25 protein-coding genes, 1 tRNA gene and 1 pseudogene are annotated in these 25583 nt (G+C 42.3%); 7 read left to right on the top strand and 20 right to left on the bottom strand.

Annotated features, from left to right (window positions below; genetic code table 11):
- Positions 1-3: 3 nt before the first annotated feature.
- Positions 4-669: a TnsA endonuclease N-terminal domain-containing protein gene (locus ACR63T_RS13370; RefSeq protein ID WP_472784292.1), complete on the bottom strand. Its 666-nt coding sequence runs from the start codon at positions 667-669 to the stop codon at positions 4-6.
- Positions 670-744: 75 nt separating this feature from the next.
- On the opposite strand from ACR63T_RS13370, the pseudogene ACR63T_RS13365 reads away from it, so the two are divergent.
- Positions 745-1155, top strand: a pseudogene (locus ACR63T_RS13365) (magnesium chelatase subunit ChlI family protein); the annotation flags it as partial.
- 10 nt (positions 1156-1165) lie between these two features.
- On the opposite strand, the gene ACR63T_RS13360 reads toward ACR63T_RS13365, so the two are convergent.
- From ACR63T_RS13360 to ACR63T_RS13340, 5 genes are all read right to left on the bottom strand, one after another.
- Positions 1166-2893, bottom strand: a complete 1728-nt coding sequence (locus ACR63T_RS13360; RefSeq protein ID WP_472784291.1) for a formate--tetrahydrofolate ligase — start codon at positions 2891-2893, stop codon at positions 1166-1168.
- A gap of 238 nt (positions 2894-3131) precedes the next feature.
- Positions 3132-3824 carry a phosphoglycolate phosphatase gene (locus ACR63T_RS13355; protein ID WP_472784290.1) on the bottom strand — a complete coding sequence of 231 codons (693 nt, stop codon included), beginning with the start codon at positions 3822-3824 and terminating at the stop codon, positions 3132-3134.
- An 81-nt stretch (positions 3825-3905) separates the two neighbouring features.
- On the bottom strand, positions 3906-4406 hold the full coding sequence (locus tag ACR63T_RS13350; RefSeq protein ID WP_472784289.1) for a DUF4385 domain-containing protein: 501 nt from the start codon (positions 4404-4406) through the stop codon (positions 3906-3908).
- A gap of 198 nt (positions 4407-4604) precedes the next feature.
- Positions 4605-4680: transfer RNA gene (locus ACR63T_RS13345), tRNA-Phe, on the bottom strand.
- Positions 4681-4773: 93 nt separating this feature from the next.
- A complete protein-coding gene (locus ACR63T_RS13340; protein WP_472784288.1) occupies positions 4774-5196 on the bottom strand; it encodes a hypothetical protein in 423 nt (140 codons plus the stop codon).
- Between the two features lie 218 nt (positions 5197-5414).
- On the opposite strand from ACR63T_RS13340, the gene hisB reads away from it, so the two are divergent.
- From hisB to ACR63T_RS13320, 4 genes are all read left to right on the top strand, one after another.
- A complete protein-coding gene (gene hisB / locus ACR63T_RS13335; protein ID WP_472784287.1) occupies positions 5415-6050 on the top strand; it encodes an imidazoleglycerol-phosphate dehydratase HisB in 636 nt (211 codons plus the stop codon).
- Entirely contained in the window at positions 6050-6694 is a 645-nt protein-coding gene (gene hisH / locus ACR63T_RS13330) for an imidazole glycerol phosphate synthase subunit HisH (RefSeq protein ID WP_472784286.1), read from the top strand. The genes hisB and hisH overlap by 1 nt, the downstream gene beginning before the upstream one ends.
- A gap of 96 nt (positions 6695-6790) precedes the next feature.
- Positions 6791-7168: a hypothetical protein gene (locus ACR63T_RS13325; protein WP_472784285.1), complete on the top strand. Its 378-nt coding sequence runs from the start codon at positions 6791-6793 to the stop codon at positions 7166-7168.
- Positions 7169-7381: 213 nt separating this feature from the next.
- Positions 7382-8305: a DJ-1/PfpI family protein gene (locus tag ACR63T_RS13320; protein ID WP_472784284.1), complete on the top strand. Its 924-nt coding sequence runs from the start codon at positions 7382-7384 to the stop codon at positions 8303-8305.
- 100 nt (positions 8306-8405) lie between these two features.
- Here the strand turns inward: ACR63T_RS13320 and ACR63T_RS13315 are convergent, their stop codons facing one another.
- The 3 genes from ACR63T_RS13315 to ACR63T_RS13305 form a co-directional block, all read right to left on the bottom strand.
- Entirely contained in the window at positions 8406-9725 is a 1320-nt protein-coding gene (locus ACR63T_RS13315) for a valine--pyruvate transaminase (protein ID WP_472784283.1), read from the bottom strand.
- Between the two features lie 117 nt (positions 9726-9842).
- Positions 9843-11612 carry a D-lactate dehydrogenase gene (dld, locus tag ACR63T_RS13310; protein ID WP_472784282.1) on the bottom strand — a complete coding sequence of 590 codons (1770 nt, stop codon included), beginning with the start codon at positions 11610-11612 and terminating at the stop codon, positions 9843-9845.
- Positions 11613-11949: 337 nt separating this feature from the next.
- On the bottom strand, positions 11950-12435 hold the full coding sequence (locus ACR63T_RS13305; RefSeq protein WP_472784281.1) for a DUF1643 domain-containing protein: 486 nt from the start codon (positions 12433-12435) through the stop codon (positions 11950-11952).
- A 32-nt stretch (positions 12436-12467) separates the two neighbouring features.
- Here ACR63T_RS13305 and ACR63T_RS13300 point away from each other — a divergent pair, with 32 nt between their 5' ends.
- Both ACR63T_RS13300 and ACR63T_RS13295 read left to right on the top strand, forming a co-directional pair.
- Positions 12468-13019, top strand: coding sequence for a hypothetical protein (locus ACR63T_RS13300; protein ID WP_201560791.1), 552 nt, complete (start codon positions 12468-12470; stop codon positions 13017-13019).
- A gap of 1 nt (position 13020) precedes the next feature.
- On the top strand, positions 13021-13902 hold the full coding sequence (locus ACR63T_RS13295; protein WP_201560792.1) for a dCTP deaminase: 882 nt from the start codon (positions 13021-13023) through the stop codon (positions 13900-13902).
- 119 nt (positions 13903-14021) lie between these two features.
- Here ACR63T_RS13295 and ACR63T_RS13290 read toward each other — a convergent pair whose 3' ends face one another.
- From ACR63T_RS13290 to ACR63T_RS13240, 11 genes are all read right to left on the bottom strand, one after another.
- Positions 14022-14363, bottom strand: a complete 342-nt coding sequence (locus tag ACR63T_RS13290) for a DUF3969 family protein (protein ID WP_201560793.1) — start codon at positions 14361-14363, stop codon at positions 14022-14024.
- A gap of 10 nt (positions 14364-14373) precedes the next feature.
- Entirely contained in the window at positions 14374-16965 is a 2592-nt protein-coding gene (locus ACR63T_RS13285; RefSeq protein ID WP_472785289.1) for an ABC transporter permease, read from the bottom strand.
- A 64-nt stretch (positions 16966-17029) separates the two neighbouring features.
- Positions 17030-17782, bottom strand: coding sequence for an ABC transporter ATP-binding protein (locus ACR63T_RS13280; protein ID WP_305899168.1), 753 nt, complete (start codon positions 17780-17782; stop codon positions 17030-17032).
- On the bottom strand, positions 17779-18669 hold the full coding sequence (locus ACR63T_RS13275; protein ID WP_472784280.1) for an arylesterase: 891 nt from the start codon (positions 18667-18669) through the stop codon (positions 17779-17781). The genes ACR63T_RS13280 and ACR63T_RS13275 overlap by 4 nt, the downstream gene beginning before the upstream one ends.
- 88 nt (positions 18670-18757) lie before the next feature.
- Entirely contained in the window at positions 18758-20014 is a 1257-nt protein-coding gene (locus ACR63T_RS13270) for an MFS transporter (protein ID WP_472784279.1), read from the bottom strand.
- A gap of 306 nt (positions 20015-20320) precedes the next feature.
- Positions 20321-20569 carry a (Na+)-NQR maturation NqrM gene (gene nqrM, locus ACR63T_RS13265; protein WP_472784278.1) on the bottom strand — a complete coding sequence of 83 codons (249 nt, stop codon included), beginning with the start codon at positions 20567-20569 and terminating at the stop codon, positions 20321-20323.
- A 152-nt stretch (positions 20570-20721) separates the two neighbouring features.
- Positions 20722-21861 (bottom strand): FAD:protein FMN transferase, encoded by a 1140-nt coding sequence (locus ACR63T_RS13260; RefSeq protein WP_472784277.1) that lies wholly within the window; start codon positions 21859-21861, stop codon positions 20722-20724.
- A gap of 140 nt (positions 21862-22001) precedes the next feature.
- Positions 22002-22808, bottom strand: coding sequence for an SDR family NAD(P)-dependent oxidoreductase (locus ACR63T_RS13255; RefSeq protein WP_371747950.1), 807 nt, complete (start codon positions 22806-22808; stop codon positions 22002-22004).
- A gap of 147 nt (positions 22809-22955) precedes the next feature.
- Complete coding sequence (gene nqrF, locus ACR63T_RS13250; protein ID WP_201570614.1) at positions 22956-24191, bottom strand: NADH:ubiquinone reductase (Na(+)-transporting) subunit F; 1236 nt, start codon at positions 24189-24191, stop codon at positions 22956-22958.
- A 112-nt stretch (positions 24192-24303) separates the two neighbouring features.
- A complete protein-coding gene (gene nqrE, locus ACR63T_RS13245) occupies positions 24304-24912 on the bottom strand; it encodes an NADH:ubiquinone reductase (Na(+)-transporting) subunit E (protein ID WP_201570613.1) in 609 nt (202 codons plus the stop codon).
- Complete coding sequence (locus ACR63T_RS13240) at positions 24912-25583, bottom strand: NADH:ubiquinone reductase (Na(+)-transporting) subunit D (RefSeq protein ID WP_201570612.1); 672 nt, start codon at positions 25581-25583, stop codon at positions 24912-24914. The genes nqrE and ACR63T_RS13240 overlap by 1 nt, the downstream gene beginning before the upstream one ends.

The raw sequence follows: 25583 nt of genomic DNA, 5'->3' as shown, positions 1-25583 counted from the left end.
TTATTAAATCCATATAGAAGAGTTCATTGTTAGGGGACGAGTCAAATCAGCCTTTATTATCTGATTAGATAAGGCGTACCATAAAGTATTTAGGAATTCAGCACGAGCTTCTAAACTACTAGAACATATCCTAATCACATCTTCAGGAGTTGTTTCATTAAATCTTGAAACTACTTTTTTAATCATTTCAAGCTGATAGTTTTCAAAACTTCTGTGCCTATAAGGAAGGAGAAAGGTAGCGTTTTTTAGTAAAGGACTTCTGATCTCTTTTTCTGTCCAGATTTTGAATCGTGTATTTTCCTCAGTGGATAGCTCTTTAATAGCTGCTTTGAACTTAGGCTTTAGAATAGCCCAGTCTTTTTTTATGTCGTCCCTATATTTAACTTCAACGTATAGTTTTTTCCCATTACTATATTCTATGAAAATATCAGGCGTATATTTCCTGTTCTTATTATCGTAAAAATATTCAAATGTTCTGGGTTGAGCTAAGTGGTCTACTATTGATAAATTAAACTCAGTCAATATCAGAGCGTCACGTTCTAGACTTGATTCGAAACCTGAATATGTACTACTATTACCATGAATAAAACCTGTCACGGTTCTATGGTTTCTAGGGATAATTCTAGCTGGAAAATTATCATTTAGTATTGTAGATTTAGTCATCGTCATCAGATTATCATCTATTTTTGTAGTGTTTTAGTCGGTGGCTCCTCGATATTATCAGTTAATTTTGTAGTTGTCAGTCGCTGTCGTCCTGAACAGGTTAAGCGCTATCAAGATAAGCTATCAGGGCCACTACTAGATCGAATTGATCTACATATTACGGTGCCAGCACTACCGATTGCCGATCTACAAAACGCAAAAGCAGGGGAGAGCTCAGAGCAAGTAAGGATGCGAGTCGCTGCTGCTCATAAGCGTCAGCTGGCACGGCAGAACAAGGTCAATAATGAGCTAAGTCCTAGTGAGCTGGATGAACATGTTCAGTTAGGCGAGGGCGAACAACAGTTATTACAGCTCGCTCAGCAGCGCCTAAATTTATCAGCGCGTGGCTATCATAGAGTACTGCGAGTCGCCCGAACAATTGCTGATTTGGCAGATAGCCAAGGCATCACTAGCGCCCATGTATCAGAGGCACTGAGTTATCGCAGCAAGTAGATTGTTTGCGTTAAAACAACCCTGTGATATTACCTTTATCGTCAACATCAATTCGCTCAGCTGAAGGATGTTTAGGCAGTCCTGGCATCTTCATAATAGCGCCACAAATAACTATGATAAATCCTGCGCCAGTGGAGATACTGATATCGCGTACATGAATATTAAAATCAGTAGGACGCCCAAGCAGCTTGGCGTTATCACTGAGTGAATATTGCGTTTTGGCAATACAGATAGGCATCTTGTCTAGGTTTAGCGCCTCTAAGCGCTTAATTTTTGATTGCGCAAGGCTGCTAATATCGATGTCATTTGCGCCATAAATCCGCTGAGCAATCGTACGAATTTTTTCCTCAACGCTATTATCGCTATCATGAGCCAGACGAAACTGGCTAGCTGATTCATTATTTTTATCTAATAAATTAAGCAACGAATGCGCCAGTGCTTCGCCACCAGCGCCGCCTTTTTCCCATACTTGCGTCAAGGCAACCTCAACGCCTTTTTGTAGGCAAGCGTTGCGCACTAAGGCAACCTCGGCATCGGTATCACTAATAAAGTGATTGATAGCTACCACGACTGGCATCCCATAAACATCGCGCATATTATCGATATGTTTAAACAGGTTTGGCAAGCCTTCTTCAAGTGCCGCTAAGTTCTCATCAGTCAGCGCATCTTTCGCAACGCCACCATTGTATTTTAAGGCGCGAATGGTCGCTACTATAACCACAGCATCTGGTGTGAGCCCTGAAAGTCGACATTTTATATCAAAGAACTTTTGCGCACCCAGATCCGCACCAAATCCGGCCTCAGTCAAAGTATAATCGCTCAAGTGCATAGCCACCCGTGTCGCAATGACTGAATTACAGCCATGAGCAATATTAGCAAAAGGACCACCATGCACGATGGCAGGTGTACCTTCGATAGTCTGTACTAAGTTTGGTTGTAGTGCGTCTTTAAGCAGGGCTGCCATCGCACCATGCGCATTGAGATCTCTAGCATAAATAGGCTGCTTGTCATAATTATAAGCGACCAAAATATTACCTAAACGCTGTTTGAGATCAGCCAAATCAGTCGCCAAGCAAAAGATAGCCATTACCTCAGAGGCGACGGTAATATCAAAACCATCTTCGCGCATGACGCCATCGGTCTTTTTGCCGATACCACTGATAATGTTACGCAGCTGACGGTCATTCATATCTACCGCACGTCGCCATAGCACCTGTTTGGGATCGATATCCAGCGCATTACCTTGATAGATATGATTATCGAGTAGCGCAGCTAAGAGATTGTTGGCGGCACCGATAGCATGGAAGTCGCCAGTAAAGTGCAGGTTGATATCTTCCATAGGTAACACTTGCGCATAGCCACCACCCGCAGCGCCACCTTTAATCCCAAATACAGGGCCAAGTGAAGGCTCACGCAGGGCGACCATGGTGACTTTTTTAGCATTAATCGCGTTAGTATGCTGCTGCTGATGAATACGATTTAGGGCATCGGCTAGACCAATAGTCACGGTAGTTTTACCTTCGCCCGCAGGTGTTGGATTGATCGCAGTGACTAGTATCAATTTGCTATTGATAGATTTTGCAGGTTTAGCGAATACATCGTTTGGATTTATCTTAGCTTTATAGTGCCCATAAGGCTGTAAATTATTAGCAGAGAGACCAATTTTTTCGGCAATAGTAGTAATAGATTGTAAAGTGGCGCTTTGAGCAATATCAATGTCGCTAAGGGTAGTCGTCATATAAAAAATTCCTACGAACAAATAGACGATAGATTTAACTTATTATCATTGGCAAATAGTTATCATTTTCTGGGTTTTAAACCCAGTCTACAACTTGATAGCTTATACTATTCAAAAAAGCCAGAGTAGGCGTAGGGTGCATTCTATGCACTATTGATTTAACTCAGCGGTGCATAAAATGCGCCCTACAAAAACCTAAAAGAAATAAACGCTATATATTGTATTTTTGGGTTTCGTATTAGTCTTTTAATAAGTATTTCATCAAATCAGCAAAGTTATCAAAAGCCTGATTAGGCTGACTATCGCGAATATCTTTGCCGTAGTTATAGCCATAAGATAAGGCTAAAGTATCGATGTTAGCGTTCTTGCCTGCTGAGATATCATTGATTGAATCGCCAATCATGTATGCTTGGGCAGGCTCAAAGTTTAGTGTCTTACAGACTTGCAATAAGGGCGCAGGGTCGGGCTTTTTAACGGACAAGCTATCACCGCCTAATACTTTGCTAAACAGCGCTGTCCAGCCAAAGTTTTCTAATATTTTGGGCACAAAACGTATTGGCTTATTAGTGACCAAAGCTAAAGTAAATCCTGCTTCTTTTAATTGACGCAATCCTGCATCGACATCAGGGTAAGCGAGGGTTTTACTATTAGTAATATTTTTATAGGCGTCAAAAAATATTTGCTCAGCGTGATCGGCTTCCTCTGTCGTTAATTCGCCCTCTAGAACTTCCGTCTTACCAACCAACGCTCTTTCTATCAATAACCTAGAACCATTACCGACCCACTCTTTTATCGTTGCCAGCGAATGAGTCGGCTTATCTAGTTGCGCAAGCATGGTATTGGTTGCATCTGCCAAATCAGGTACGCTATCGATCAAAGTGCCATCAAAATCAAAAATTAATAGCTGCTTATCATTCATTGTTTCGCTCATTATTTTTCGCCTGTAAGTTAGGTCATTTAATATTAGTTTTTGGCTGTTATTACCTTAGCACAGCAGTTAGACCAGTCTACTTTATTCTACCTCCTTATAGCGCTCGCGGTGTTCCTTCTTCATGCGAAGATAGTCCTCATTCTCGCGGCAGTCGTCCCATTTTTGCTTAAAGATACGCGCCGATTCTGCTTTGATAGGATCTTCCTCTTGCCTAGGTAATTCATCGCGACCATGCGCGCCACTTTGACCTTTTTTATCATCAGGCACAGGCCCTTTGTATTTCTTGCCACCTTTATGGTTGGCGTAGCGCCGCGCGCGGGTAAAGCCCATTTGGATAAATTTACGCGCCATATCCGCTCCGACAAAATCATCGTCAGCCAAATAATCTAAAAACATCTGCCAAATAGTCTCACTACTTTCGGTCGCGAGCTCAGGAGTCGCAAAGCGCCAATGCGGCAATATCTCTGACTTATAAGGCTCAACCAAGAGCACACCTTGCTCACCACGCCCAACTCGATACAGCTCAGGCTGCGCGCGCAGGTCTAAATTTTTATAATCTAAGTCGTAATCAAACTCTCTCATAGCTCTCTACCTTGTCCTTTGACGCTATATTGACTTTAGTATACTGAGCAAGCTGGCAGTAGAGGTAGACTAAAAGTGTTATGAATAAGTGACGAAAATAGTAGAGTAACCCTAGATCGCAGACAAAAAAAAGACCTCAAACACGAATGTCTGAGGTCTTTTTGGTCGCTTATTTAAAAGCTGAATGCAATTAACGAATGGTGGCTCGAGGCAGGTTCGAACTGCCGACACACGGATTTTCAATCCGTTGCTCTACCGACTGAGCTATCGAGCCGTCTTCGTTGAGGACGCTATTAAACTAAATATAGGCTCAGCTGTCAAGGTATTTTTGCTTTTTTATGCTAAATAAACCATTTTAAAGGAAAAATTATGATTTTAGCTGTAACAAATCATATTCACTCATAATACGGTGGATATCCTCATCGACAGGGACAAACTGACGCACGCCTTTTTTGATCTCCGCATCGTAGACCATTTTGATAAATTTGGCATCGATAGCGCGGCCGCGATTTTGCTCATGAACCGTTAAATACTGCAAACGTCTAGCGTTAGTCTGCCCATCATCAAAACAGCCAACGGCGGCGATAGGCTTGTCATTGAACATACCGACATACAGCCATTGCCCACGCTTAAAACCTTGCTCGATAATAGCCAAAACTGATTCGCCACAGGGATGATTATCATCGCTGTCATAAAGGGACTGCAAGCGCTCGGCCAGCTCATTGTCACGCGTTGGCTTCGCCATTAGTGGCGCATTTAAGTCATTGATGGCAATTGCTTCTAAAGGCATAACGGTATCCTATAATGTCGAGCAGTTGTGTAGTTAAAAATAATATAGGGTAAAAAAAGGTGTGATTAAAAATACTAAACACACTATTTTAGCAGAATAGGGCAAATATGTGCGTGCTTTACGGTCATACCATAGCTGTTATGATGCTGTTTTGCTATGATAAGACCATCTTTTTAATATCATCACTTTTGATAACAATTATTTTATAGAGAGTAGCTATGACTGCCCAAACATCTGATGCAAACCTAAATCTGTATGGTCGTCCTGCCCGTATCGCTACCGTGACCCGTGATACTGCTGAGACTCAAGTGACTTGTACGGTTAATCTTGATGGTACAGGTCAGGGTACAGTCGATACAGGCGTGCCTTTTCTAGATCATATGATTGATCAAATCAAGCGTCACGGTCTGTTTGACTTAGATATCAAGTGCACCGGTGATACCTTTATTGATGATCACCACAGTGTTGAAGATACAGGTATTACGCTAGGACAAGCATTTAACAAAGCGCTTGGTGATAAGAAGGGCATTCGTCGTTATGGGCACTTTTATGCGCCACTCGATGAAGCTTTAACCCGTGCCGTTGTTGATCTATCAGGGCGTCCAGGTTTACATATGGATATTCCGTTTACCCGCTCGCATGTGGGTCGCTTTGATGTGGATCTATTTAGCGAATTCTTCTATGGTTTTGTCAATCACTCATGGATGACGGTACATTTGGATAATCTCAAGGGCAAGAACAGCCATCATCAAATCGAGTCTACCTTTAAAGCCTTTGCCCGTGCGCTACGTATGGCTTGTGAGTATGATGAGCGCGCACTGAATACCTTGCCGTCGACCAAAGAGGCGTTTTGATGAGTAAAGCGACCAAAATAGCTCTCCTAGACTACGGTATGGGTAACTTGCACTCAGCTAGCAAAGCACTCTCAGCAGTTGGCGCGGAAGTATCGATTACTAATGATCCAAAGGTTGTCGCGGCTGCTGATAAGATTGTCTTCCCTGGTGTCGGTGCCATGCGCGATTGTATGATCGGCATGCACGATGCTGGTATTGATGAAGTCGTGCGCCATGCGGTATTTAATAAGCCTGTCATGGCGATCTGTGTCGGTATGCAAGCATTATTTGAGCAGTCTGCTGAGAATGGTGGCACGGCATGTTTGAGCATCTTAGAGGGCAGCGTAAAAGCGTTTGATCCAACTTGGAAAGACGAGCAGGGCGCCACCATTAAAGTGCCGCACATGGGCTGGAATACTATTACCGATATGGATTTTAATCATCCATTATGGACTGGTATTGAAGATAACGCCCATTTTTACTTTGTGCACAGTTATTATTGCGCGCCTGCTGATAGCATTCAAGTCGCAGCTAGCTGCGATTATGGCCAGCCATTTTGCGCTAGCGTGATCAAAGACAATTTATTCGCTACTCAGTTCCATCCAGAAAAAAGCCATAAAGCAGGCTTGCAGCTACTAAAGAACTTTGTAGATTGGGATGTCTAGATAATATTGATGCACATATTTGAGTTTGAGGTGAGTTAGTATGTGTCTAACTCACCTTTTTATTTATAGTAATAGCTGTTATTTAGAGAGAAATAAGTGGATTTTGAAACCTTTAAACTAGGCGTAATAGCGGCTACGGGCCTCGATAAGGACGCTCTACATATTTATGTCGGTACCAGCGTCTATATATTAAGCCTACTGATACTACGTCCAATTATTAAAAGACAAGGTATAAGATCGTTTATTGCCTTAATCATAGTAACGTGCGTGGCTTTGGCAGGCGAGTATCTGGACAATCGTTATATCATTGCACCTAAAGGCTTCTCGGCGTTAGGCAGTGTAAACATAAAAGCCAGTATTCATGATCTGATTAATACTTGCCTATTGTCTTATGTGCTGTTTGCGCTGATGAATTGGACGAGAGTTTTTCAGCCTACTATCACGCCTAGTAAAATGCTAAAAAAACTACGTTAGAAGCACTCTATAATTTAGTAACTGTCATGGCTCTGCAACTACTTATAACTTAGCAACCTTTACTTTACAAAGCTTACGAAACATAAAATTTTTCATCTATTTATAGACTCCTTAGTTTGTTATCTTATTGTCAGACAATAGCCAAATTGATATATCTATCAGGTTTATCAATTCTAGCTATTTATGATGATAAATAATAAAAAAGGAAAATTCATGAACATTCAAAACATAATGGACAAAGCTAAAGATACTTTAGATAAAGCCAAAGACACTTTAGGTCTAGAGCCACAAGAAACCGAAGCAGGGATTTATATTCCATCGACATCATCGCTTAAACTCGCTGCACCTAGCAAAACCAACTATGATAATACCGAGTACGACACGCCATATATGGGTAATAAAAAAATTCTAATGGTCTGTACCGAGCAGCAGTATATGACCATGGAGAACGGCAATAAATTTGATACGGGTAATCATCCCGTTGAGATGATGGTGCCTTTATTACATTTCAGAAAAGCAGGCTTTGAGGTGGATGTCTTTACCCCAACGGGTGACCCTGTCAAAGTTGAGCAGTGGGCGATGCCTGATCAAGACGAAGACGTCAAAGCTATCTATAACGAATATAAGTCAAAGCTTGAGAACCCAAATAGTATTGCAGGCTTTGTAGCAAACGATATGGCAGGTAGCGACGACTACGCGGCAATATTTATCCCAGGTGGTCATGGCGCGATGCTAGGTTTGCCTGAAGATAAAAACCTTGGTGAACTGCTACGTTGGGGTCATAAAAAGGATTTATTTACGCTAGCGATTTGTCATGGCCCCGCGGCTTTACTAGCTGCTAATCTTGATAGTCCTGATGGAACGGCTAAGTCTGAAAGCGATTTTATTTTTAAAGGTTATAAAATAGTGGCGTTCCCGACGGGTATGGATAAGCAAATGCCCAAGCTTGGCTATTTGCCGGGACTAATGCCATGGTACTTCGGTGAAAAGCTGGAAGATTTAGGCATGACTATTGATAATAAACTAGCCTCAGGACAGACGCATCAAGATAGAAAGCTCATCTCAGGCGATGGGCCATTAGCAGCTAATGAATTTGGTAAGCTTAGTGCTAATGAATTACTAAAAGCGCTCAATTAAGAGAGCTTAGTTAAACTATTGCTATACGCCTACAGCATAAAAAAACGGACTAATGAATAGTCCGTTTTTTTGTTTTTGATCTTAGTTTTTTTAAAGCTATTTATTTAGCCTCATCATACAACCCACGAACCACCTCACCGATCACAGTAATACCTTTTTTCAAAGTATCTTCATCAGCGGCGATGCTCATGCGAATACATTCATGCGCATGTTTATAGTTATCTACATCAACACCGGGGAAGAAGTATTTGCTGGGTACGATAAGCGTGCTTTTTTCTTTTAGAATCTCGTACAGCTCGACGGTAGTAATCGGTAAGTCTTTAAACCATAACCATAAGAATATCGCGCCTTCAGGCTTATGAATCACTAGCGGATATTCACCCAAAGCTTTTTTTAGCAGACGTACTGCAGTAGTGGCTTGCTGCTGATAAAAAGGCTTAATCGTGTCATCAGATAACTGCTTAATGCGGTCGTCTTTCACCAGTGGCGTAGCAATCGCTGCGCCAAAACGTGTCGGCGCTAGATTGACCACCGCATTCATCGAACTAACCGCTGCGATAACTTCGGACGCTGCTACGATAATGCCTGTACGTACTCCTGGTAGGCCAATTTTAGACAGGCTAAAGCAAAGAATCGTATTGTTATCCCAATTTAGATGCGCGTCTGAATAAATGATATTAGGGAAGGGCATGCCATAAGCATTATCGATGATTAACGGCACGTCATAACGCTTGGCAATCTCAGCTAACCGCGCCATTTCATCATCAGTGAGTACGTTACCTGTTGGGTTGGTCGGGCGTGAACAACAAATCGCGCCAATACGACCCTCAATAAGCGCTGGCAAGCTCTCTAACGCTTCAAAATCGACTCGATATTTAAAAAATCCGTCCTCGCCATCATGAGTCACTTCGTCGATATGTGGCAATACTGCGGCAAAATGCTGACCTTCGACATGCACATCGCTATAACCAATATATTCAGGGGTTAGCGGCAATAAAATAGATTTATCGACAGATTCGTTCTTTTCATCAGGGAAGGCACCACCAAACAAATTAAACAAATAGAAAAAAGCATTCTGCGAGCCATTGGTCAAAGCAATATTTTCTGCGCTCAAATTCCAATCATAATGACGATTAAAGAAGCCAACCAAAGCCTCGATAAAAGCAGCATCGCCCTGCGGATTAGAATAATTCGCCATGCTGATAATTGAGGTGCTATTCGCTTCACCTGTATCATTATCATTGCCAAGCGCTCTATAAGTTGCCAAAAATAGCTCGTTTACTTCTTCAATCTTGGCAGGATTACCGCCGCCTAGCATGTTGATGGGCTGATCGCTTTTTAGCGCGTCACCTAAATCATCCATTAATTGCGAGATACCAGTTGGCTGAGTAAATTTCTGACCGAACTTTGAGAATTTCATAGCGTTACCGTGAGGTTATAAGAGGTTATTTGTTTGATAAAGTGGCGCTATTATAGCAAAGGTTTACACAGCTTTTATGACGTATAGCATATATTGAGTTGACAGTCAGACTGCCTATCAACAACATGCACAGTTACGCTTAGTTTTCGATGTTTGACCGATACCAGGATTAAAGGTATTGGTTGGGTCTAGGCTTTTATAGAAGTTTTGCAAATCAGGTTCCGCCTCATACAAGTGCCCGACATTATGCTCGGCAGGATATTTTGCCCCGCGCTCGCTCAAGCGCTTTAGCATCATCTCTTTAACATGCTTGGCATCGCTGCCTTTTTTTAGGATATAGTCTTGGTGAAACACATAACAAAAGAAATGCCCGTAATAGAGCTTCTTTTCTAAATGCTGTGCTATGTCATCAGGCAACACCTCAAACCATTCAAGCTCATTACGGGGTATGGCAATATCAAGGGCTAGCATCTCGCCAACCTCTTTTTCATACATCACTTCATACCTAATCGCAGCGCCTGCTGCGGCAAAACGGTTGAGAAAAGCACTTTCTGACTCTGCTTTATCACATTCAAAATAAGCACCTGTTTCTGAGCGTTCAAAAAACGAGCGTAAAAAATCTTGCGCCTCCTTTATTCCCTCATCACTCATTTTTATGATCAGATGATGCTCGTACTCATCACGATACTCTGTCATGCGCTTGGGCAAATGCTTTGGAAATAGATTACCTATCATCTGCATCACTTTATCGGTGAAGTATTTGGGCATCCAAGACCATTTATTCAATCTAGCATCGATAGCGCCTTTGATAGAAAATAGTCTCGGTAAGGCATTAGTTCCTAAATGCTTAATACTCAAAAAAGTATCTTTACCATATTTGGCAGAGATATCGAATATATCACGGTGCATATATTCGCCTACTTCAGGAATATGGTTAAAGCTTGATAGTATCTGTCGTCGCAACTGTGCCAGCTCGTGCGTACTATTGCTGCCTATATAAAAAGTCTGTTCTTTTACCGCGATGGGATAAGTGTCAAGGCGTACGGCAAATACGGCAAGCTTGCCAGCGCAGCCACTGGCTTCATACAGTCTGCGCTTGTCCGCATTAAAACGGCTTGGGGTACTGGCATTAACGTCGGTCACACGAGCGATATATTCTTTATCGGATGCCAGCCTACCACTGTCAGGTAAGCCACTTTTAGCAAAATTACCTGTTTGTAGGTTAGTGAGTATCTCTTCAGGGGAGTCACCTAGCTCGACGTCTAAATGATTGACTAGTACGAGCTGACCGTGTTCATTTATTTGGGCAAATAATGCAAGCTCAGTATAAGCAGGGCCTCTTTTTACCAGAGCGCCTCCTGAATTATTGGAGATGCCACCGATAATAGAGGCGCCCAATGTCGATGAGCCAATGACGGAATGCGGCGCTCTATTAACAGTATTGAGCTGACTTTGCAGATGGTGCAATGTCGTTCCAGGCAAGCCAATCACTTGCTGGTTATCGTTAATCAAATACAGATGGTTTATGGCAAGGGTATTAATCACGACAACAGGTCTATCGTAGTCGTTACCGCTTGGCGTCGAGCCTTCGGTCAATCCCGTTTTGGCCGCTTGCATGATAATAATGCAATCGCCTTGCACACATATCTCTAAGCTACGCCAAATCTCAAGCAAGGTTTGCGGAAATACCACCGCCAAAGCACTGCCACCACCAGAGCGCCAGCCCATTCTATAGTGCTCGTTTTTCTCAGGATCTGCCTGTACATTACTGGCACCCAGTACGTCGGTTAGTTTATCTAACACTTGATCGGTGCTGAGGTTATCTTGAGAGGCTATATTGGATAAAGGAATGGGATTTTCCTTGTGTAGCGATTGCTGGTCAGTCATGAGGGTAACGCCTTTAAAAGCCAAAAGTGTACTTTGCAATTATTGCTACTAACGCTAGTATCTTACATGTAAACCTAGATTAATAAGGTAGCTTTATTATAGCAAATGAGGGGTGTGTTAAATAAAAAAACGCCCGCTAAATGAATAGAGGGCGTTTTAGGTTTGCTGCTTTAAGGACTTAGGGTTTTGGAGCTAATCTCGCCATCCGCTACTATCTTATATGCTCACTGGCGTGGTGACTAAAGGCTGATAGTGTTCCTGTTGCCTCGATAACCCTCTCAGCTAAGTCCTTAGTATAGGCAGAATGCTTCGCATACACTTATTATTGCAATGATGTTTAAAGAATTAGAAAAGACTCTAAAGAAGTTTCTTTTGACAAATAAAGGGGATGTTTAGGCTGATTATTTTTAGTCTTTCCAAAGCAGAAATATTCTTCTCGATATTGTCTGATTAACTTAAGTACATCTATATCACGTGATTCATGACTCCCGTGATTACCCCAGCATAAAATTGTTTTGTTTGTTCGAGCGATAGCATCTATAATATAAGCATTATTTTTTTCACCTATAGGATTAATAAACTCTTTCATTGCTTTGGGCGATGTCGAGCGGTAAGCAAATAGATTTACTAAAATCAAACCATCAAAGCCTAGAGATTTGCTAAAGTTCATGCATCTTACTAGAGTAGGATCATCTTTGTTCGCATCCGCGGTAGAAGGGTTTAGACCTATAAGTGATACTAGATTTTTGCCATCTGGATTCCATTTTCGTATTAAATCGTACCGATATTGGTCACAAGTCGAGATAGTGGCTTGTTTCAACATAATTTATAAACCTATAGATAACGGGTAAATTCATGAATATTCAAGATAAAAGCTTGAAATTCGACTTTAAAGAGCTTGGTTTATACCAAGTCAGACAATATGAGCATGATATATCCTATCATGCAGATATTGTAGCTTTAGGCTTGGTTAGAAGACTGACTCACGTCGCACTTCATTTATCTAAATATGCTTACGGCATCTCATTACCTAGACACCATGAAAAGTTTCAAAAGGATTATACAGATTCTTTTGTGATGATTGTATCAGGCGCTAATCTACTTGATATAGATTTATCAGAAGTTAATAAACGTAATAATTTTGTAGAAGGTGGGTTTTTATCCAACTATTTATATTTTTCCTCAATTTTTAGTAAAAGTTGTGAATCATATGATCACTTCGAGAAACACAGTTTTCATCAAAGTTGGGAAGAGTCTATATGTAATCTGTTCGAACTATTTGAACAGGACTCAATTCAACATAATATTAGTTTGATAAAAGATGCTAACAAGCGCTTAGATGAAGTTGAAAGTAAGATAAACTCCAAGAATGTAGTCTACAGTATCAAAAAAAAATTGAGAGTATAAATTGAGCTTCTGGTCTACACAAACAATAATACAGCGTAATTCACTATTATCTGACTTAGATAATAATAAACCGTTAATATCAAATTTCCAAGAGGAAAGAGTAAAAGAGGCTTCATATACACTTACTGTAGGTAGTGAAGTATTCGTAACATCTAGTCCCAAGATTAAACTAGATAAAGTTGAAAAACTTAATATTAAGAAAGGTATTTGCTATATACCTCCAGGGCAATTTGCTTATCTTATAACTGATGAAGAAATTAATATACCTAGAGATTGTTTAGCTTTTATATCTATGAAGTTCTCTACTAAAGCATCTGGCTTAGTAAATGTTTCTGGTTTCCACGTAGATCCTGGTTATTCAGGAAAGATTATATTTGCTGTTTATAATGCTGGTGTAAAAAGAATTCCTATACGTCAAGGCATGGGCATATTCTCAATTTGGTTTAGCAATTTAGATTTTGAAGATGATAAGCCAAAAGATAACGAAAAAGGTTTTGTTACTATACCGAATAATATAATTGAAAATTCACAGGATGCTGAAACATTAAAAAATCTATCTGATAAAATTAATGAGCTAGAGTTAAGGTCTACACAGTCTTCATTTAAATCAACATTATTTTTAGCGCTATTGATACCTATTGATGTGTTTATATTTAGAAAGTTATATGAAAAATATGATATAAGTAATATATCCTTTCCTGTAATGTTACTAACATTAACTATATTAATAGGATTGCTTTTTCATATCGAATTTTATTTATTAATAAGAAAAGTAATTAGAACGATTATAAGCCACTCAGTTTTTTTACGCCTTAAAGATATGTTGAAAGGCCTTCTGCATAGATTTGAAGACTACTGCTTATCAAAAAAAAGAGATAAGTAATATATAGGATTTTAATAGGTAAATAGTATTACTTTTCCTCAAATCCTCGCCATAACCCCCGCCCAATCACCAAGCTACCACTTCAGCTATAGCTTAACCGCACATTAGGATAAGTGTTTTTAGTTACTATCAGCACCAGTCCCTAGTGAAGTTATCACTTTTGATGTGTCATACAAACTCTCATGACCATCAAATGTTAAACGCTTAATCAATAGCTGTTCAAGCTGCGTCAGTTCCTGCTGATACTTTTCAATACCTAATATAGACAGTATATCTTCGAGTTCTAGCGCCTGATGAATAATAGGCGCTAGCCCTTTTAAATCATCATTTTCCTTAATTCTTGATAATCCACCAGAGCTGAAAATCAAAAAATGCGCTTGGTCAATGCTAATTTCACCAAGGCGTAAAAGTCGAATAATTCCTATCAAAAAAGTACTAACTATTATGTCATTTGAATTCATCGCATATCTCCTAAATCATAGCCCGAACTCTCGCCATAATCCCACGCCCAATCACCAATCTCACATAGATAATAGCAATACCAAGTAGTAGAGCGACCAACGCTGCACCACCAATACCTAGATTCACCCACGGCACGCTATAGCGTAGATTGAACCATTGCGTGATTGCAAGCCATGCCCCGACACTAGCGATAGTCACCGCAAACAGTGACGCGCTGATACCGAGTACGCCAATCTCTAACATGTTGAGCTTATACAGATCAGACTTTTGCATACCGAGTAGACGGAACGACGCGCTCTCTTTCATGCGATCCTGTGACGTTGAGAGTAGCGAGCTGATCAGCACCATAATGCCCGTGAGTAGCGCTAGCAAAGTAAAGATATAGACTAAGCGACTCATCTGTGCGACGAGTCCTTGGACTTGCTCAGCGATAATCGTACCATCGATACTCGTCACCGCTGGGAACTCACGTACGAGATCGCTTTGTAGATCAGGAATAGCCTCTGGTGATACGTGCGCGGTGGCGAATTGAATTTGCGGCGCAGCAGATAGCACAGACGGCTCAAATAAGAAGTAGAAGAAAGGACTAGGACCACGCTCAAAACGTGAGCGAATACTAGTAATCTGTCCTGTTAGCTCAATGCCTTGAATATTGAATCTGACCTGATCACCCATACCGACATTGAGCATATCAGCAGCGGTATCCAAAATAGATAACGGTTGAACTTGAGCGAGGGAAGAGGCATCAGTATCCTGACCCTCAATAGGAGTATATAGCGCATCGTCGGTTAGCGATTCGGTAATAAACTCCGTGTCCATGACCGTATCGGCATAGCTCAGATTAAATACTCGAGTCGGATCATCGCCACTCTCGCTTGATTCGATATCTGCTGCCGCTACACCATTAGCGGTAACGACTCGCGCTCGAATGACGGGGAAATAAGTGACGGGTACCTTGAGGATATCATCGATAGCGTCGTGCTGTTCGGTTTGCACATCTAATAAAAACAGATTGGGCGCATCCTCCGGATAGGCGTTAACGAACTGCTCATTGATACTGTGATTAATAGTGGTGATAAGAGTCAACACTGCTACTGACAGCGCCAAGGTCACAAAAAACAAAGCTGACTGATTGCCCTTACGAGCTAGATTATGAATAGCAATCCGCTGCATCCAACTGATTTTGCCAAGGTTACTCAAACGGGCTAGCAACCCTAACCAGCCACGAGCCAATGCCCAAAATACAGCAATAAATACGATCAAACCGATGAGTATTTGCGCGCCAAATGTAAAGGAATTGACTTCATAAGCGAGGAAGGCATAGAGTCCAATCAACAGTAGGCCATAACGTAGCAGTGGTGCTCTTTGCTGCCATGTCAAACGTTTGGTAGCTTGATTATTACCACCTTGGTTGAGCAGCGCCGCAGGCTTGGTATCATCGAGCGCTTGTAGACCACGCTGAGTAATCAAGAGGGTTAGTACTAGAGCGATGACGATAGTCTTAATAATACTAATAGGGTTAATGGCTAAGCCTAGATTGGCAGGTAAGATAGCCGTTAGATAAGGCTGACCGATTTTTAGTAACACCAGACTGAGCGCGACTGCTGCAATACAAGCGATCACTGCCATTAGCAATAGTAGCCAATAGTAGCTGCGCTTAATAGAGCTATTGGTCTCACCCAGTGCCATACGTATCGCGTCATTAGACTGCTGCTTAGTCACAAAAGCGGTAATCACCCCATACATAGCCACTGCCGATAACAGCAGTACGGCGATGACCAGCAGTTTGAGGAACATTAATACATTATCAGAGATGCGTGAGACCGAAGTTTCCTCAGTTTCAGGATCAGATAGCTCAATATCGGGGTAGTTGACGAGTATATTGGTTAACTGCTCACGTTGAGCGGCTATTAAATCAGGCTCACCCGCCAGCTCAATTTGATAGCTGATGCGACTGCGCTGACCCATCAAATCAGTTGCTTCTAACGCTTCCTGCGTCATCATGACACGACCACCAAAACCAAAGGCAGTCAGCGGACGATCTGGCTCACGAATCAGCTCGTCGCTAATTCTAAATTGCCCCTCACCGATAGCGATTGTATCGCCGATTTGTACATTGAGACTTCTAAGCACTTCTGGCGCTACGACGACGCTATTAGCGCTGAGCTGCTCCCATAAGGGTTTGCCTGAGGCCAATTCAACTTCACCATATAACGGATAAGCTGAGGTCACGCCTTTGATCCGAGCAAGCAAGGTTTGCTCGCCAGCCACTAGCATGGCATTGAACTTATAATCGTAAACGGTTTGGTCTTCAGGTAAAGTCTGGACTTGCGTGAGCACCTCTTCAGGCCACGCTTGATTACTTTCTAATATCAGATCGCCACCGACCAGTGCTAGCTGATTGTCATTGACATAGGTATTCACCGACTGCTGCACAGAATCCAAAGTCAGATAAGTGGCCAGTGATAGCATCAGCGTAATCAGAAATAGCAACGGATAAATCCAGCGTCGCCACCAGCTGCGGGAGAGCGCTTGTGCGCCTAAGGTTCGGCCAGTAAAAAAACCGCCAGTATTGGCGGTAGCAGCTTCATCATTACTCATATTGTCTGTAGTACTATCATTATTCATAAGGTTAGAGCTATTGAGTTGATTATCTGTAGAGCGCTTATCCATGAGCCAATTGCTCTTTAAAGCGATTATTATCGATAGAGTGGTCAATCATCCCATCATGCATAGTAATCACTCGATCGGCGGTTGCTGCCAGTGCGGGATCATGGGTCACAACTACTAACGCCGAGCCTGTACGCTTACGCAAATCCAATAGTAAGTCCATCACTTGATCGGCGTTTTGCTCATCTAGGTTGCCCGTTGGCTCATCAGCAAAAACAATCTTTGGACGAGATACTAGTGCGCGCGCTACGGCAGTACGCTGCTGCTCACCGCCTGACAATTGACTCGGCAGGCTATTACGCCTGTGACTGAGATCTACCGCAGCGATCAACTCATCGACTCGTGCAGCATCGGGACGTCGGGCAATATCGAGTGGAAAGGCGATATTCTCAGCGACGGTCAGCGTTGGCAATAGATGAAAGGATTGAAACACAAAGCCCATATCACGTTGACGAATCACGGCTAGTGCATCTTCATCCATCTGACTGAGCATTTGATTAGCTAGCTCAACCGAGCCATTATCAGGATAATCCAATGCTGCTAATAGCCCGAGCAGCGTCGATTTGCCCGAGCCTGATTTGCCCATGATCACCACAAACTCGCCAGCATCGACATGGATACTGACGTCTTTGATAATCGCCAGCTTCTGCTCACCGACGGTCACGGTTTTGTTGAGTTGCGTGGCACGAAGTAGTGCATTGTCTTGGCTAGCTGAGATATTAGAATTTGTTGAGATATTAGAAGTCATTGGACATTCTCAGTTGCTGACGTAGCTACAGAAGCCTGCGAATTTGCTTGAGTCGATAGTAGCATTTGCTCAAGCTCCGGTTTTAGCACAGGTAGAATATTATCATTAACGATAATGGTATAGCCCTCGCGAGTCGGATGAATAGCATCCGCTTGATTGAGATTAGCATCACCACCGACACCCTTTAAGAAAAAAGGAATAAGAGGTACGTTCATATCTTCGGCAACCCGAGGATAAATAGCGCTAAATGACTTAACGTAATCATTACCTAAATTGTCATAGATTTGCATACCACCTAAGATGACCTCGCTGCCATTATCTTGCAGCTTTTTAACCGCAGTACGAATATTCGCCTCAATCATTGCGATATCTAGACCACGAATAGCGTCATTTGCACCGATAGTCAAAATAGTAATATCAGGCTTAGTCTGCAATACCCAATCTATGCGATTAACCAAGCCTGTGCTAGTCTCACCGCTCAGTCCTGAGTTCACCACTTCAATATTTTTATAGCCCATGTTTTGTAGGCTGGCTTGTAATTGCGCAGGGTAATTGTCATCCTTTGCCACGCCTAAGCCTTCGGTCAAAGAGTCGCCTAAGGCTAAGACTGTTACAGGAGCCAGCATGCCTTGTTCCGTTAAGCCACTGGCATTAACATCAGCGTTATCAGCATCATTGCTTTGTGCAACAGGAGCCGTTACCGTTGCAGGCTCAGAGGTTTGAGTCTCAGTTGTAGGATCGGCAACGACATCAGTTTCAGGCTTTTTTTGGCAGCCACTAAGCGCGACTACTGAGGACAACACAGCAACCGTTAAATAGGATAAGGGTCGCCATACTAGAGAATTTTTTTTGTTGGATTGAGCTGAATTACGAGAGCGGTTTATCATAACTATCTTATCCTATGAGCAATATTACTAGTGTAGCAAACCAAGCTACTTAGCAATATTGCGCAACCGTTAAGATTATCATTTTAGTTTAAATCTTTTTACCATCGACCATCACTGGACGACTAACTAGCCAAGCAATGCCTACGTTCATAATCATCAAAATAAGCGTTATAAATAGTGGTAAATCCCAGCTATCGGTGATCTTATGTAACCAGCCAGTGCCTAGTGGACCAAAGAACGCAATAATATAGCCGACGAACTGTGCCATGCCAGACAGCTCACTCGCTTGATTAGTGGTATAAGTGCGCAAAGAAAACAGCATGATACTTAAGGTAAAGATAGCGGCGCAGCCTAAGCCCATGAGTGCTGACCATAACCAAGCCAAATCTACTGACAAATAGCTGAGACCTAAAATACCGATGACGTTAAGAGTAGCGGCAGACACCGCCAGCGCCTGAATAGGACGACCGCGATTAATGAGCCACGTTATGATTAAAATAGCCAACGGTGCCATAAACTGAAATACCGCACTCATTTGCCCTCCTTGCACCGCGTCCATACCTTTACTGACTAAGATCGACGGTAAAAAGCTAGCAACCGTGTAGTACAGCAAGGATTGAACACCCAAGAATATGCCGATTTGCCACGCAAAGCTGGTGCGCCAGACAGAAACGTTGGATGATCCTTCAACGGCGGCAGGAATCACTTGATCACGCGATGACCCAAGACGTACCCGCAAAAATATCCAAATGACAATAGTGAATAGTCCTAATAGCGACCAGCCCCCAAGCGCCCATTGCCAGCCCACCCATTCTGATAATGGCAATACCACGCCCGCAATAATACCAGCAGCGACTGTCATAGTCAGACTAAATAAGCCCGTGACTAAGGGGATGTTTTTTGGCGTACGCTGCTTGATAACTGGCGCAGCTAAAGTATTGGCAAAGCCAATGGCCAAAGTTAATAGCACGGTACCTGTTAAGAACCCAATCCATGTTGGCACGACGACTCGCAGCACCATACCAAAAGTCAGCATGACAATCATAGCGATCAAGGTATTTTCGAGACCAAAACGCTTACCAATAGTGGGCGATATCAAAGCACCAAGCGCAAAGGTCAGCATAGGCACTGCACCTAGCCAACCGATTTGGACTGCTGAGATATTTAGCGCCTCCTGTACCACTGGGGCAATGGAGCCTAGCGCTACAATAGGCGCACGCATGTTGGTACCGAGTAGCATTATGGCGCAAAGCACTAGCCAAAAAGTAAATTTTGAAGAAGGTGGGTTTATGATTTTACGCTTAATTGGCGCAGGATTAGGGTGTAAATTAGCAGGGTTAGACATAGCAGCACTGTATAGTAAGAAAAAGGACACGTTATTAGGGAATTGCTAACAAAAGAGCACTTTTTAAAATAACACCAAAAAAATTCCACCATAACGGTGGCAAACACAGCAGATAAGCAACTTGCAAAAAGCAAGTAATACAGACAAGTAATTCTACTACCTATCAATAGAATGACCAGTAAACTTTGTATTTTAGGATTATATAAAAATAACGCTAACCCTCTCTTATAAGGATTAGCGCTATTATAGGGACATATCGTAAAGGGTACTATCAGCGTATGGTAACAGAACCTCTTAATCTTAAATTTACAGAACAGGTTTACCTAGTTGAGCCGCTTTAAGAGCGCTTTCTGATTGCTCAGTGATCTTGGCGTCACATTTATTAGGATCATCGCCACAATAGTCGCATTTTTCATTGCCCATCAGTTTGGCAACACCACCACAAGAGCCTTTGAGCGGTTCTTTTTTGTACATATAACCAATACCCATAAACACAAAGAACAGCACGAATACGGTAAAAGTAATGGCAAGCATCGGAAGCAATTGGCTAAGCATAACAGTGACCTCTATTTTATAAATGACGATCTTTCTTCGTAATATCTTTATCAATAGTAATGATATGACGCTAGTATAGCAAAATTTCAAGCGCTTCGTTTATTATCAATAGTTTATCGGCTATCTATAGATGACGATTAGTGATTCTAAATTCAGCTCTTTTTATCTGCACGCAGATTTTGCATAGCTGGCGTTTCTACTATTTGCCAGTCCTCAAGACTATCGGCAGCATCGCCTGCCTCAACACTATCCGCTAATATCACAAACAATGCAGCTATGTTTTTCTTTTTAGCGATACTTAAAGCTTTCTTGTACGGCATAGCGGTCAACGCTGTGGCCCAAGCATCGGCTAGAGCTACTGAATCCGCTGCCACAGTGACCGATGGTGCACCGCCTACTATCGGATCGCCCGTAGTCGGATCTATAGTATGGCTATAACGTTTATTATCAAAAATAACAGAATTACGATAGTTGCCCGAAGTTGCTAGATGCATTTTATTGCCCATGTTCGTAGGCTGACGGATAGCAGCAATCGTCTGACGCTCGCTAACGGTACTGCCTTCGATAGGCGCGTCAAGGGCTATTTGCCAAGGCTGCTGTTGCGCGCTGACGCCAGAGGTCGCCACTTCGCCACCGATCTCCACCATATAATTACGAATCTGATAGTCATCACGCAGTACATCAGCGATGACATCGACGCCATAGCCTTTGGCGACTGCCGAGAAGTCCAAGCCAACACCGTCTTGGGTTTTGTAGATACTATCATCACGATGCAGTACGCTTTCAAAATTGACTAGCGCCTTGGCCTCAGCAATTTCTAGTGCGGATGGTGGACTTTGCAAGCGCTCAACCGTCATCGTACTACCAAAACCCCAAGTCTCAACAAGAGGCATCACCGTCGGGTCAAAGGCTCCGTTTGACTGCTCATAGACCTGTCTAGATACTGCTAGCACTTGATTAAAATCAGCGTCAATAACTATCGGTGTGTCTTTTGCTAAACGATTAAATTTTGAGATGGTGGAGTCATCTTGATAAGTCGACATACTATCGTTGATCTGCTGCAGTCGCTTATCGATAGCGGCTTGAATATCAGCCTCGTTAGCGTCACTAGCATGGTCAGGTAGCTTATAAGTAATATGATAGCTTGTGCCCATTGTCTCGCCACTAAGATAATTATACTCTGGTGGCTGCTGGCAGGCAGCTAGGCTGATAACTGCGACAGAGCTTATAGCAGCTAGTAAGGCTTTATAAGTGCTGGTTTTAGTAGGTGTTAGTAACGATAAATTTATCATAAGGAGTATTGATATAGAGTAGGGGTGAATGTGATGGGTACATTTTACACCCCTTCGACTCAAATATCTTGAACAATAACTATTGAGCAAATAGCTTATGCTTTTATGTATTGTCCAAATTTAATTTAATTGTTAATAAGCTACTTGACCTTACTTGCACGAATCATTTTATATAATCTAGACGGTGAGATTCGATTGACTTTAGTGGCAAAGTTTTCTAGTCGACCACCAACGACGATATATTCATCCCCTCTGCTTAGTGCTCTAACCACTTGCTTGGCAAAATCGCTGGCTTTTAGACCTTTCTCAGTAGCTTCATCCATGGTTCCTTGGACGCTGCCATCCCCCGTTAAAGCATTCAAAGAGACATTAGTCTGGATAAAACCTGGAAAGATAGTTGCGACTTCTATTCCCTGATCAAACAATTCAGCACGTAAACTATTGGCCCACAGATGAATAGCGGCTTTGGCAGCACTATAAGCCCCGCGATATTGCGTTCCTACAAGGCCTGCTACGCTCGATATCATAATCACTTTGCCACCATCTTGAGCGAGCATATCGGGCAATACCAATCGTGTTAGACGGGTTTGCGCAAAATAGTCTATCTCCATGATCTTACGTTCAACGTCCTCATTAGTTTCCATAATAAGCGAGCGCTGACTAATACCTGCATTATTGATTAGCCAATTGATTTGTACGTTTTGTGACTTTAACTGCTCATAAGTGTTGTTAACTTGCTCGGCATCGCAAATATCAAAAGCTGCGATAATGTGCTTATCTGAGTTTTTACAGCAGTTTTTGACTAGTGCTAACTTTTTTTCATTACGACCACTCAAGATAATTCGTGCGCCTTGCTTGGCAAATTCAAGTGCCATCGCCTCACCAATACCACTTGAAGCGCCCGTTATCCAAATTGTCAATTCTTCGTAATCTGTTTTCATAGCTATTCTTTTTATAGGATGAATGAACTAGTACTATAGCAAAGCTTAGGCAAGTTACTATTCAATTTTGTAGACTGTGCCGTTATAAACAGCCATAAAAAAAGAGCCTCAATTGAGACTCTTATTTAAATATTATTCGTTCACTTATTAGAGTTAACCACCAAAGTCATCAAGCGCGATGTTTTCATCTTCGACGCCCATGCTATGCAGCATATCGATGACCGCAGCATTCATCATCGGTGGCCCACACATATAATATTCACAGTCTTCTGGATTTGGATGACCTTTTAGATACTCTTCCAATAAGACGTTATGAATAAAGCCGGTATAACCTGTCCAATTATCCTCTGGTAGGGGATCGGACAGCGCAACATGCCATTCAAAGTTATCAAATTGCTCTTCTAGTTGATCATAATCTTCAACATAGAACATCTCACGAATTGAGCGCGCACCATACCAAAAGCTAATCTTACGATCAGTATTCAAGCGTTTGAGCTGATCAAAGATATGCGAGCGCATTGGCGCCATACCTGCACCACCACCAACGAATATCATCTCAGCTTCAGTATCTTTGGCAAAGAACTCACCATAAGGGCCTGATACGGTAACTTTATCGCCTGGTTTTAAGCTAAACGTCCAAGAAGACATCTTACCTGGCGGAATATTAGCAGGACCACGAGGTGGCGGACTTGCAATACGAATGTTGAACTTGATTAAGCCTTTTTCTTCAGGGTAGTTGGCCATTGAATAAGCACGGATAACGGGCTCATCAACTTTTGATACATAATCAAAAATACCAAACTTATCCCAATCTTCGCGATATTCTTCAGCGATGTCGAAGTCTTTGTAATGTACTTCATGAGGTGGCGCCTCAAGCTGTACATAACCACCAGCACGGAAGTTGACTTCTTCACCTTCTGGAATTTTAAGTACTAACTCTTTAATAAAGGTCGCAACGTTATCATTTGAGATAACCTCGCATTCCCATTTTTGTACATCAAAGAATTCAGGATCAATCTCAATTTCCATATCTTGCTTAACAGCAACCTGACAAGCCAGACGCATATGGTTACGGATTTCACCTTGGGTAAAATAACCTTCTTCGGTAGGTAGAATAGAACCACCACCTTCGATGACTCGGCAACGACACTGCGCACAAGTACCACCACCACCACAAGCTGAAGATAAAAATATACCTTCAGCTGCAAGGGTTTGTAATAGTTTGCCACCTGCAGGGGTTACTACGTCATTATCAGGATTTTCATTAATATGGATAGTAACGTCGCCTGAGCTGACTAATCTAGAGCGCGCTGCTAAAATAATAGCAACAAGGCTCATGATAATCACAGTGAACATAGCGACGCCACCAATCGCCGTAGCATAATCCATGGTAAGTGTCCTTAATTTATGGGGTAGGGGAGCAAATATAAATCAATTTATGATCTGCAACCTTACCGAATAAATGAATTAATTATCTCAAATAGCTAATAAGGGTTATCGTTTAGATGGACATACCACCGAACGACATAAAGCCTAATGACATAAGCCCTACGGTAAGAAACGTAATCCCTAAGCCTTGTAGAGGTGCTGGAATATCTGAGTACTTAAGCTTTTCGCGGATACCAGCCAATACAGTAATTGCTAGCGCCCAACCAAAACCTGCACCGATACCATAGACCATAGATTCGCCAAAGTTATAGTCACGCTCAACCATAAATAGTACGCCACCTAAGATCGCACAGTTGACTGTAATCAAGGGTAAGAATACACCAAGCGCGTTATACAAGGCAGGCACGAACTTGTCTAAGAACATCTCTAGAATCTGTACCGTTGCCGCGATTAGACCGATGTAGCTCAGCAAGCCTAAGAAGCTTAAGTCAATCCCTGGGAAACCTGCCCAAGCCAGCGCACCATCTTTTAGGATGAACTGAAAGAGTAGGTTATTTAGTGGTACGGTGATAGCCATAACCACGATGACGGCAACCCCAAGACCGATAGCCGTTGAGACCTTTTTTGATACCGCCAAAAAGGTACACATGCCTAAAAAATAGGCCAAGGCCATATTTTCAATAAAGACTGAGGTTATAAATAAGCTAATATAATGTCCCATTAGTGTCCGCCTCCGTGCGCCATGCCTTTAGACTGAGGCTTCATAACGAAGTCAGCTTCTTCGATCTGTTCTGGTTTCCAGATACGTATGATGACAATAAACATAGTGATAATAAAGAACGCTGAAGGCGGTAATAGCATCAGACCATTAGGCACGTACCAGCCACCATCAGTAGCAGGCTGTAATAGCGTGAAGCCAAACCAACTGCCAGCGCCAAATATCTCACGGATACTAGCGACAAACAGTAGTACCGCAGAGTAGCCAAGACCGTTACCGATGCCATCTAAAAAGCTGGGAATAGGTGGGTTACTCATCGCATATGCTTCGGCGCGACCCATAACAATACAGTTAGTAATAATCAAGCCGACAAATACCGATAGTCCCTTACTAACATCATAAGCGACCGCTTTTAGTACCTGATCCACTAAAATAACCAAAGAGGCAATAATAGTCATCTGCACAATAATACGAATACTTGAAGGTATTTTTTTGCGAATAATTGAGATAAAAAAGCTTGAAAACGCGGTCACTAATGTCAGCGCCACACTCATGACGAGAGCATTTGAGACGCTCGTGGTCACTGCTAATGCTGAACAAATCCCTAAAATCTGTAAACCAATAGGGTTATTGTCAAAAATAGGGGAAACTAAAATCTCTTTGGTATTAGCCAT

The organism is Psychrobacter sp. M17(2026) (assembly GCF_055699815.1).
Note: the sequence above shows the minus strand (reverse complement) of the source record. Positions and strands in the feature narration are given on the sequence as shown.